Genomic DNA, 12,138 nt, shown 5'->3' on the forward strand with positions numbered 1-12,138 from the left:
TATTAGCTATGACCTTGCCTTTTCAAGAGAGCGTACCGGAGAATCTCTATTATAAAGGACGTGGTGCCCAATTAAATCCTAAGAACAAATATCTAAAGAACGAATACGCACAGGAGCATGCTGAGGGCATTGACGAATGGTGGCAGGCAGACGTGCCTACCCAGATCCTGGAAGAACACGCTAAAACACTGGTGAATAAAGTGGATAGTCCTGATGTAGGCATGTGGTATAGCATGAATCCCTACCAGGGCTGCGAACATGGATGTATCTACTGCTATGCCCGCAATGCCCACCAATTCTGGGGCATGAGCGCCGGTCTTGATTTTGAAAGAAAGATCGTAGTCAAAAAGAACGCACCCGAACTACTGCGAAAATTCCTCGACAATAAAAGTTGGGTACCCAAGCCCATTTCCATGTCAGGCAATACAGATTGTTACCAGCCGCTGGAACGGAAAATGTTCCTGACCCGTTCCTTACTACAGATTGCATGGGAATACAAACAGCCCATTGGCATCATTACAAAAAACTCCCTTGTATTACGAGACAAGTATATACTGCAGCAGATGGCGCAGCATAACCTGGTATGTGTGTATGTATCCATAACAACGGCAGATGAGGATCTGCGTCAGAAAATGGAGCCCCGTACTACCACAGCAGCGCAGCGATTCAAGATAGTAAAAGAGCTGAGTGAACTGGGGATACCAGTAGGTGTGATGACTGCACCAATGATTCCTGGGTTAAATGATCATGAAATGCCGCAGCTGTTAGAAATGGCCGCAGCGAATGGCGCTAAATTTGCAGGATATACAGTTGTTCGTTTGAACGATGCCGTGAAGGTGATTTTTAATGACTGGTTATACAAAAATTTCCCGGACAGGGCCGACAAAGTGTGGCATCATATCGAAGGGCTGCATGGCGGCCAGGTAAATGACAGCAACTTTGGAAGAAGGATGAGAGGAGAAGGAAATATGGCAGATCTGATTCGTCAGCAATTCAAAGTACATACGAAGAAGAATGGGTTGAACCAGGAGAAGTTTGAATTCAATACAGAATTGTTTCAGCGTCCGCAAGTGCAGCTACGTTTGTTTTAGCACATATCATTGCTACTGATTATATTAGATTGCTCTATAAAAAATTAGAAAAAATTTATTAAAGAATATTGCAGAAATAAAAAAATAAAAAATATCTTTGTGGAGCAATAAAAAAGATAAATGAAACGCAGTCCAAAACATATTAATTCAGCGATGTCCTGTAAGCAAAAGCAGGCCAGCTGTGGGTTGCGGGATTGTTGCACCAATTGATAACAAAGAAATAACTTATCAAATGATAAAACAAAAGTCCCGCAGATAATGCGGGACTTTTTGCTTTTTAAGCACTGAAATGAAGATGACTGAGTTAGATAAGGAATCGATACAGACAACTGTTATGTGTATATACTATCCAGGAAAGCTGGCAGTATCTGCGCGATGGATCGCATTGGCTTCTACGGGGCCGAATGGGCTAGGTATGTACTGACATAAGTAGACTTATGTATATACACCCGGCCCGGATGCAAGGAGCCGGGTTTTTTATTTTATAAACAATCCGGTGAAACGAAAAAACAAACTATGGACATTAATATTTTTTAATACTGTTATGTACTAACCGTGTACAGAAAGTGGATCGGGATAGGGTGCATAACCCCAAACAGCTAGAAGATGAGAAACGTAATTCAAGTAGTAAGAGAGGCATTGCTCACCAATTTCAGGGAGTTAGACAAGTGGTTTGATAAAGAAGCTGACCTGTTACACTATAAACCTGACGCGGGGCATTGGAATGCCAGAGAAGTGCTGGAACATATCAGCCTTACAAATTATTTCCTGTTACTGATTATTAACAAGAGTACACGTCGTGCCCTGGATCGCAGACATGCGGCCGGAGCGATTACATTGCCTGCAGATTATCATGAAAAGTTTGACCAGATCGATGTAATAGGTAGCCGTTCTTTTGGATGGATCAGACCCGAACACTTGGAGCCTAGCGGCCTGCAGGGCATGCACGAAATCAGAACCTTGCTCAAACAACAGTTTGCGCAAGGTATGTATAATCTTAGTCTGCTGAAAAATGGAGAAGGCATGTTGGTACTTACCAACATGTCTGTGAATCACCTGGGCAAACTGGATATTTACCAGTACATCTACTTTTTAACTAAGCACATCGAGCGCCACATTCGCCAGATGGAAAGGTTAAAAAGAGAATACAATGGAGAAAAAGAACCGGCTACACGTATTGTGACAGCCATCGTAGATGCGCCAGACGAAGCAGCAGCAGATATGGCAGTGCTATAATGGTCAACTATATTGTTCATCCTTTGTTTTTTAATTCCGCTGTTCTAATACCATTCAATGTACCGGTAACAATCTTGTTACCGGTATTTTTTGTGAAGCGAACAGCAACCGTAAAATTTGTTAATATGCCCAAATGAAATTGTAAGAAACATCGTACATATACCGCGGGGTAATCCTGCCCTGCCAGTTTTCTTATATAAGAATGTACCTTTGCATTCATTTTTAAAAATCGCATGGAAAATATTTTACAGCAGCGGGTGATCAGTGGGGATACTATTTTTGGCAATGGCCTGCTTGAGAGCAGACCCTTTTACCTGTATTATTTCAATAGAATACCTAATATAAGTATGGTTTACGGCATTAACGGTGAGCGGTCGCTTGCCGCTTTTAAAAATGCCTACAAGGATAAAATATCAGAAGTATACAGAAGGGAAGAGATCGACAAGAAAGATAAAACTTATCAGCATGACCTCTCCATTGTCGTGCTCAACAATGAGTTAATGGTGGAGTTTGGCGATGGTTACTGCGAAATTCTGCACAATGGCCATTCAGACCCCTTTGTCAAAGAAATAACTACCCTGGTAAGAAGATACCGTACCCGCGAAAAGAAAAAGAAATTTGAACTGAACCTGATCACCGTGGAAAATGGCACTCTGACGCTAAAACCCATGGAGTTCAAGCGGACTAAACTGGACCTGCATCTCTATTATGAGGATGACTTCCTGTCCATCGATCAGCTGATATACAAACGTCTGAATACAGACGAAGATAAAGGGATTGTATTACTGCATGGATTGCCTGGTACCGGTAAGACCACTTACCTGCGGTATCTGATCGGCCGATTGAAGAAGAGAGTGTTATTCCTTTCTCCGGCAGTGGCCCGCAATATTATGCAGCCTGAGTTTATCGATCTGCTGATTGATAACCCGAATACCATTCTGGTGATTGAAGATGCGGAGAATATCATCATGGATAGAAAGACCACAGGGAATTCTTCCGTGTCTAACCTCCTGAACCTGTCCGATGGTCTGCTGGCAGACTGTCTGAATGTGCAGGTGATCTGTACTTTCAATAGTGATATTTCACAGATTGACAGCGCATTGCTGAGGAAAGGGCGTTTGATCGCTAAGTATGAGTTTGGTAAGTTGTCAGTAGATAAGGCGCGTCAGCTGTCAGGGAAACAGGGTTTCCAGACGTTGATTGATAAGCCGATGACGATAGCCGAGGTGATGAACCAGCATGAGCCCAGCTTTGAAAAGCAGGAGGTGACTATTGGTTTCAGGGCCGGGTTTAAGATGTAGTATTTCTGTCTTTCAGAATAAAAGGAGGGTCATCAATCTGATGAACCCTCTTTTCCTTTTTATATAGCCGGCCTCTTCTTTACTAGTAGTTATTCAGGAATTTATATATTTTTAAGTGTTATTTATATGATAAATTATTAAAGGGGACGATTTTATTCACTAGTCATAGAGGAGCATTCCATTATTTCTATAACCTAACAGCTTATGCAACACCACAGCCTTTTTCCAATTAGGCCAGCCGTTCTATTAATTATCCTGATGGCCTTTTTTTCCTGTAAGAAAGAAACGATTATCAATCAGTCATTGATTGCCGAAACAGCATCCACGTACAATTTCATAAAGTTTTGGTTTGATACTGCGCAAAACCCACTTTATCTGAATAGTACGATTTCAATGACTATCGATGGCAACTCCATTACAGGTAGAGTTCCTTATTATACGAATATTACTTCGCTGATTCCTTCTTTTGAAATGAACGGTGTTTCAGTGACAGTCAATGATTCAGCGCAAACCAGTGGAGTCAATGCGCAAAACTTCAAAAAAGTCGTTTATTACAATGTAGTCGGTGAGGATGGAACAAAAAGCACTTATACTATAAACCTGACTAATTTTACGGGTTTACCTGTCATAAATATCAAGACGGCTGATGGTATTGCTATTTCCTCCAAAGATGATTATGTAACAGGTACTATTTCTATAGATGGTGCAGGCATATATGATGACCTGAGTGAAACTTTGATGAAAATAAAAGGGCGTGGTAATTCAACCTGGGGACAACCTAAAAACCCTTACAAGATGAAGTTTGATAGCAAGACGGCTATATTAGGAGAGGCGAAGGCGAAGACCTGGGTGCTATTGGCCAATTATTTTGATAATACTATGCTACGTAATGGGACAGCATGGTTTATGGGACAATTAAGTAATCTGGATTGGACTCCTAGTAGTCACTTTGCGGAAGTTTTTCTCAATAATGTATTTATAGGCTGTTACCAGATTACAGATCAGGTAGAAGAAGGTAGCAACAGGGTGAATGTAGGTGATGATGGGTACCTGGTGGAAGTAGACCAGCTATCCAGGCTGGATGCTGATGACATCTATTTTCAGACATCCCGTATTCTCTGTAGTATAAAGGCCCCCGATGTAACGGAGGGGGATGAGCAATATACATACATCAAAGATTATGTAACAGCAGCTGAAAATGCTTTGTATGCAGACAACTTTACAGATCCGGAAGAAGGCTATGCAAAATACCTGGATGTAACCAGCTTTGTAGACTGGTACCTGATCAATGAGATTGCCCGCAATACAGATGCGGCCTTTGTATCCAGCTGTTATATGAACCTTATACCAGGGGGAAAACTGAAAATGGGCCCGATATGGGACTTTGATATTGCATTCGGAAATGTGAATTACAATACGAACTACAGCCCCGAGGGATGGTATATAAATGGTGGTTTATGGCTGGAACGTTTGTGGAAAGATCCTGCCTTTATTGCGAAACTGAAAACCCGCCTGGCTTATTTTAAATCAGAGGAAAACACGATACTTGGTTATATTAATAATACAGCTACAAGTCTGAATTATTCTGTAATTGAAAATAACAATAAATACCAGACGCTTTATACCTATACCTGGCCTAATTACGCCATTTTAGGATCGTATGATAATGAGGTACTGTACCTCAAAACCTGGTTACATTCCCGTCTGGCCTGGATGGAAACTGCGTTGGATACCCTTTGAGCAAGGGATTGCAGGATGTAAAGAAATAGAATAGCTTTTGCCATCTGGTAGAAGCTATTTTTGTCTATTAGATTTGTAGACTATTGGAATTTATTTGTAATATTGTACTGATCAAGCTCCATTGGCCACCAAACAGTGGGCTATTTTTTCCTGTTAGAAAATAATAGTTGTGCATTTAAATCACATGGCCTGGGCTATCCCCCTATTTTTGGGATTAATGGTAATTGAGTACCTGGTAGCTAAGAAAACCGGGAAGAACTATTTTGGATTTGCTGAAAGTGTCAGCAATATTAACGTTGGTATTGCTGAACGTCTGTTTGACACCTTTACTGTTGGTCTTTTTTATTTTGTGTATGATTTCCTTCACAGGCATTTCGGTATTTTCCACATTTCTTCCGGCCCTTTATTATGGTTCAGTCTTTTGTTACTGACAGATTTCATCTGGTATTGGTACCATAGGCTGGCGCATGAAGTGAACATACTCTGGGCGGTACATGTCGTTCATCATCAGAGTGAGGATTTTAATTATACCGTATCAGCGAGGATCACCGTATTACAGGCGGTTGCACGTATGTGTTTCTGGAGCATATTACCTGTGATTGGTTTTCCACCGGCTATGATCGTCAGTGTACAGCTGGTACATGGTATCTATCCATTTTTTATCCATACCCGTACTATTCCTAAACTGGGTATTCTGGAATATATACTGGTTACGCCATCTCATCACCGGGTACATCATGCGGCAAATGAGCAATACCTGGACAGGAACTATGGGGATGTATTCATATTCTGGGACAAGCTGTTTGGCACCTTTACAGAAGAAAATGAGGAACCGGTTTATGGGTTGACCAAACCACTGAATAGTTACAGCTTTTTATGGCAGCATTTTCACTTTATATTAGAAATTATTTACACTGTCCGGCAAACGAAAGGCTGGTTGCCTAAACTGAAAGTGATTTTTGGTAAGCCGGACTATATAGATCCTGCTCTCAGGACCCGGCTGGAAGAAAAGTTCCTTGTTCAGGACAGAAATGGGGTACCTAACCATCGGTTACAATCTTATATCATTGCACAGGTTGGTTGCCTGATGCTGATCTTATTCAGTTTTCTGTTGCTGGAAAATGTGATTCCTGCTATTATACAGGTCGGTATTTCCCTGTTTATCTTATTGACGCTCATTAATATAGGAGCTATTCTGGAACAAAGACGCTGGGTAGTTTACCTTGAATATGCCAGATTACTTACCCTGTCGGCCATTATCTTATACCAATGGTATCACCCGGTATTGCTATTGACCTTTATAGTTTTACAGTTACCTCTGATCTTTTTCAGAAATCCTTTGGAGAAAGGCTATCTCATGGTCTTATATGGTAGGCAGTAGTATAATTGTTAAATTAATTATAAAAAGGCAGGTAGTCCTCCAGGAGGATTACCTGCCTTTTCTGTTATAAAATTATGAATAACAATTGATTAGGTGTATTTTGGGTAGGGGTATATGCTTTGGTCCGGATATATTCCGGGGTGATGATATAGCTGTCTGAAGAATAATGTTTCTTATTACCAGTGGTTTAAACTGAGTGAATTATACTAATATTATTTTAATTCTTACTACATCTTTAATCTTCGGGTATAATTTTCAATCTAATAGGAATTAGTTCACTGGTTTCCATTGGGGTAATATTTATATGTTATTTTTAATAGCTTTGCACCTGACTTTTTCCAGATGGCAAAAAATCATTGGGAACTAGTGTATTGAAATTGTTTTAATAATCCGTGAAGATTTTATCTGATATTTCATGTTGAAGAAATTACTTTTGCTACAGCTGTTTATAATGTTAATTGGTAATTGTGCCTTTGCGCAGAATAACACCAATTCCTCATCATCGTCTTCTTCAAGCCAATTAAGTCAGGTAAAAGTTGATAACCTCACAGATGACCAGATCCGTCAGCTGGTTGCAGAAATGAAGAAAAACAATGTTTCCTACTCACAAATAGATGATTATGCAGCTCAGAGAGGGATGTCTGATACAGAAGTGCAGAAATTGAAAGCGCGTATCAAGCAATTAAACCTGGATTCTGAGTTAACATCAAACGGAAAGAATAACAATTCCTTCCGCGATAGTACCAGCAGGCAATATAATAACGATGAACAACAGGAAGATGACAGTATTGCCTACTTCCAGGAACGGTATAAAAAGATCAAGGACAGGCAGGATTTTGAAAAGGAACTGAGAAGGCAAAAGATATTTGGTACTGAGTTGTTTAGTAATAAGAACCTGACCTTTGAGCCCAACCTTCGCATGGCGACCCCTCCCAATTACAAACTGGCAGCCAATGATGAGCTGATCATTGAAGTTTATGGCTATTCAGAAGTACAGCACAAACTCAAAGTGAGTCCTGAAGGCTATGTACGGATTCCATACTTAGGGCCTGTGTATGTAAACGGCCTTACAATGGAAGAGGCAAGGAACCGGATCACAAAGCAATTATCCACTATTTACGGTGGCATCAATAATGGTAATACTTCTGTGCAGGTATCCCTGGGCAATATCCGCAGTATCCGCGTGTTACTAATTGGAGAGATTATGCGTCCGGGAACATATACCCTGCCTTCTCTGGCTACTGTGGCCAACGCGTTGTATGTATCCGGTGGTCCTAACGAAAATGGTTCTTTCCGTTACATTGAAGTGATCAGAAACGGGCAAACAATCTCCACTTTTGACTTGTACGACTTCCTGATTCACGGTGATCTTACTAACAATGTCGTATTGCAGGACCAGGATATTGTAAAGGTAAATGCTTATAAAACCCGTATAGAACTGACTGGTGAAATCAAGCGTCCTGCTATTTTTGAAGCAAAGGAATCCGAGACATTGAAAGATATGATCACTTTTGCCGGAGGGTATACTGACAATGCTTACAAAGACATCATCAGGGCATTCAGGGTAAATAACAAGGCCAAAGAAGTAGTGAATGTGCCAGCTGATAAAGTAAGTAGCTTTCACTTACATACCGGCGACAAATTCTACATTGATTCCGTCCTTGCCCGGTATATAAACAGGATCACTATTTCCGGTGCGGTTTTCCACCCGGGTGATTATGCACTGGATTCGGGTATGACTGTTCAGGACCTGATTCAGAAAGCAGATGGGCTATTGGAAGACGCGGTGTTGACAAGAGGAGTGATCCGCAGGTTGCAGGATGACTATACACCCGCCTTCATCAGTTTCAATATAAATGATGTAATGGCCGGAAAACAGCCATTGTTACTGAAGAGAGAGGATAGTGTGATTGTTTTCTCCAAGATGAAGGTAAGGGAAGAATATAAAGTGAAGATAGAAGGAGAGGTGAACAAACCTGGCTATTATAACTATGGTGACAGTATGCGCCTGGAAGATCTGATCCTGCTGGCAGGTGGTCTGAAAGACGCGGCGAGCTTGAAACATATTGAAATTTCCCGTCGTATTCGCTCCAATGGCGCTTATGATTCTTCTGATCTTCGCAAGGCCATTACTCAACAGTTTGATATTAATAAAGACCTTTCAGATGCGCCTGAAGCACCTGGTTTTAGTTTGCAGCCTTTTGATGAAGTCATCATTCATAAATCTCCTTCTTATACAGAACAGGCCAATGTACTGCTGGAAGGAGAAGTGGTATATCCAGGTTTCTACACCATTTCCGCCCAGAAAGAACGTATCTCCAGCCTGATTAAGCGTGCTGGTGGTTTGCGTCCTGAGTCTTTCACAGAAGGTTCCTTCCTGCTGCGCAGAACTTACAATAGCAAGGGAGACAGCACATTGCTGCTGGATAAACTGGAAGTATTCTACAATAAGCTGAAAGACAGCTCCGATATTGAAAAAGTGCGTAAGGCAGTAGAAAGAAAAGAACAGCTGGTAGGACTTGAAATGGATAAGATCCTTGCCAATCCAGGTTCTAAATATGACATGTACCTGGAAAACGGGGACGTCATTGTAGTACCTAAAAAGACCCAGACTGTACAATTATATGGTGAGGTATATTTCCCTAAAAAGGTAAGATTCGACAAGAACTATAGTTTCAGGGATTATGTACGTGGTGCAGGCGGCTTTACCAACAATGCGCTGAAACGGAGAAGTTATGTTGTCTTTTCCAATGGCTCAGTAAAGAGTACCCGAAAAGCTATTTTCTTCAACAGATATCCCAGAATGGAACCCGGAGCTGAAATATATATTCCGGCCAAAAGAGGTAACCGTGGGTTAAGTAGCGGAGAGGCGGTAGGTTTGGCTAGTGCACTGGCTTCTCTCGCCCTGGTAATTGTAACAATTATTAATGCAACTAAGTAATACCTGTAACTAATCTGCCAAAATTTCGTTAAAGAAAGAGACTATGGAATATACGAAACAGGTAACTGATAATGGAGGTAAGCAGGAAATGACTTTGAAGCAGCTAATCCTGAAATTAAAGGAATGGTTCGGGTATTTGAGGAGCAAATGGCTTGTCATTGGAGGATTAGCACTATTAGGTGCTGTTATTGGCATATTCCTTTCTCTAAAAGGTAAACCAAAGTATGTAGGTGAACTCACCTTCGTCATGGAAGATAATAAGTCAGGGGGTGCAATGGGGTCTTATGCCAGCATTGCCAGCCAGATGGGTGTAGACCTTGGTAGCGGTGGTTCCGGTTTAGGTGTATTTTCCGGAGATAATATTATGGCATTCCTGACCTCCCGCCTCATGGTGGAAAAGGCGCTCCTGTCTGATGTAACTGTGAATGGGAAAACAACCAGCCTGGCTGACCTTTACATTGAAACCTATCAGATGAGAAGAGAATGGAAGGATGAAAAGTTACAGCATCTGAGTTTTTCTTCCCGCATAGATCGTAAAAACTGGACTTTACAGCAGGACAGCGTCATGAATGGTATTTATATGATGCTGACCAAGATGAACCTGAAAGTAGATAAACCTGATAAAAAACTCAGTTTTATCTCTGTAAGATGTACGTCTGAAAATGAATGGTTTTCCAAGTTATTTACAGAAAAGTTAGTGAAAGAAGCCACTGAATTTTATGTAGAAACCAAAACTCAACGTTCCAGGGCAAATGTAGATGTGTTGCAGTCAAAAGCAGATTCACTGGAACGTTTACTGAATAAAATGACTTATTCTGCCGCAATGACCCGTGACCTGAATCAGAACCCGGTTAGGCAGATCGCCACCGTAGGCTCAGAGATGGTCACAAGGGATAAGGTAATGTTGCAAACTGTATATGCTCAGGTGATACAAAACCTTGAAATGAGCAAGATGTCAATGGCCCAGGAAACACCTATCATTCAGATCGTGGATGTACCCATGCTGCCATTAAAAAAAGAACGTCTGGGCAAATTGAAAGGGATTGTAATAGGAGGTTTTTTAGGAGGCTTTCTTTCAATTTTATATTTAATGCTGGTAAGAATCTACAGGGAGATAATGGCATAATCTCCCCTGCAGTTCCAATAATCTAATGATTGAATGAAGCTTTCCATATTCCAACAATATAAGGATAATGTGATCTTAAACCGATTTGCGAAGGTTTTTAGTGTTGACATATTGGTCAAGGCTTCGGGTTTCATATTACTTCCTGTCTATCTGAAATTGATGACACAGCAGGAGTATGGATTGTATAGTTACCTGATCTCTATCATCTCCACATTTTCCGTTTTTCTCAATTTCGGATTATACATTGCGCAAAGCAAGTTATACCAGGATCTGGAACATAAGGAGAAAGGCAAGTTGTTGTTTACTATACATATTACTCTTTCCCTTGCGTTATTACCTTTATTGCTCATCATTTATGGGTTTAAGCTGGATTATGTGCTGCTGAATTTCCTCTTCAAAAATCCTATTAACTATTCTTTATATCGTTTCCCCATACTCATAGCAGTTGTTACTTCTGTGTATTCTTTCATGCTATCAAATTACTTTCTTACAAGTGAAAGGATACGGTATATTCAACGCTTTAATTTTTTGAGGCTGTTACTGGTGAATGGTCTGGTACTCCTGATCCTTTTCTTTTTTAAAGGAGATGCAGTGGGCATAAGGTTGAAGTATAGCTACATGGTAGAATTGAGTATCACCGGGGTGTTTTTTTATTTCTACATAAAGGCGATGTCACCCAGCTTTGACAGGCAGCTGGCATTCAAATCCCTGAAACTGGGATTGCCTATTATGGCATCTGCATTATGTGATATCGTCATCAATTTTGGAGATAAATTTTTCCTGGAAAAGTACGTTGGATTTAAAGAATTGTCGATTTACTACCTGGCTTTCTCAGGGGCAAGTGTTATCCCTTTCTTCTTCAGTACCCTACAAAATGTTTGGTTACCTATATTTCTGAAAGAAAAAAATCTATCCGAAAACCTACGGAAAACTAAAAAAATGATAAAACGGGTGGGCATCCTGTTACTGCTACTTTGCATAGGCATACTGGTATTTGTGAAATTGGTATTGTGGATTAACCTGATTGACAACCAGAAGTATAGTGCTGTATTGCGTTTGTTGCCTATTATGTTGTTATCACAGGCGATCTCTGCACTTACTCATCTGCTCATTAATTACGTTGTGTATTTTGAACAAACATATTTTACTTCTCTTGTTTCAGTTTGCTTTGGATGCATCTCTTTAGTATGTAATCTCCTGTTCATACGCACCTATGGTATGTATGGAGCGGCATTTTCCCTGCTGGGAATTAATGTGCTGCAGTTCGGAGTTTACTACCTTTTACTAAAGTGGAATGTACGTAAGCGGTTGGTAGTATAAGC

At 40.7% G+C, this 12,138-nt stretch carries 8 protein-coding genes; all 8 read left to right on the forward strand.

Going from position 1 to position 12,138, the window contains the following annotated elements; translation table 11 throughout:
• Positions 1-8 precede the first annotated feature (8 nt).
• The 8 genes from BW716_RS17970 to BW716_RS18010 all read left to right on the forward strand — a co-directional run bounded on the left by BW716_RS17970 (position 9) and on the right by BW716_RS18010 (position 12,136).
• Positions 9-1,091: a PA0069 family radical SAM protein gene (locus tag BW716_RS17970; RefSeq protein ID WP_083724474.1), complete on the forward strand. Its 1,083-nt coding sequence runs from the start codon at positions 9-11 to the stop codon at positions 1,089-1,091.
• Positions 1,092-1,697: 606 nt separating this feature from the next.
• Positions 1,698-2,327, forward strand: coding sequence for a DinB family protein (locus BW716_RS17975; RefSeq protein ID WP_083724476.1), 630 nt, complete (start codon positions 1,698-1,700; stop codon positions 2,325-2,327).
• A 233-nt stretch (positions 2,328-2,560) separates the two neighbouring features.
• The gene (locus tag BW716_RS17985; RefSeq protein ID WP_083724480.1) at positions 2,561-3,628 is read left to right on the forward strand and encodes an AAA family ATPase; all 1,068 of its coding nucleotides are present in this window, start codon (positions 2,561-2,563) and stop codon (positions 3,626-3,628) included.
• 258 nt (positions 3,629-3,886) lie between these two features.
• Positions 3,887-5,368, forward strand: a complete 1,482-nt coding sequence (locus BW716_RS17990; RefSeq protein WP_179091173.1) for a CotH kinase family protein — start codon at positions 3,887-3,889, stop codon at positions 5,366-5,368.
• A gap of 217 nt (positions 5,369-5,585) precedes the next feature.
• Positions 5,586-6,749 carry a sterol desaturase family protein gene (locus BW716_RS17995; RefSeq protein ID WP_235643822.1) on the forward strand — a complete coding sequence of 388 codons (1,164 nt, stop codon included), beginning with the start codon at positions 5,586-5,588 and terminating at the stop codon, positions 6,747-6,749.
• A gap of 415 nt (positions 6,750-7,164) precedes the next feature.
• Positions 7,165-9,690, forward strand: a complete 2,526-nt coding sequence (locus BW716_RS18000; protein ID WP_083724486.1) for an SLBB domain-containing protein — start codon at positions 7,165-7,167, stop codon at positions 9,688-9,690.
• A gap of 43 nt (positions 9,691-9,733) precedes the next feature.
• Positions 9,734-10,816: a hypothetical protein gene (locus BW716_RS18005; RefSeq protein ID WP_083724488.1), complete on the forward strand. Its 1,083-nt coding sequence runs from the start codon at positions 9,734-9,736 to the stop codon at positions 10,814-10,816.
• A 33-nt stretch (positions 10,817-10,849) separates the two neighbouring features.
• Positions 10,850-12,136 carry a lipopolysaccharide biosynthesis protein gene (locus tag BW716_RS18010; RefSeq protein ID WP_083724490.1) on the forward strand — a complete coding sequence of 429 codons (1,287 nt, stop codon included), beginning with the start codon at positions 10,850-10,852 and terminating at the stop codon, positions 12,134-12,136.
• Positions 12,137-12,138: the final 2 nt, after the last annotated feature.

This window comes from [Flexibacter] sp. ATCC 35208 (genome assembly GCF_001975825.1).
Taxonomy (GTDB): Bacteria; Bacteroidota; Bacteroidia; order Chitinophagales; family Chitinophagaceae; genus Chitinophaga.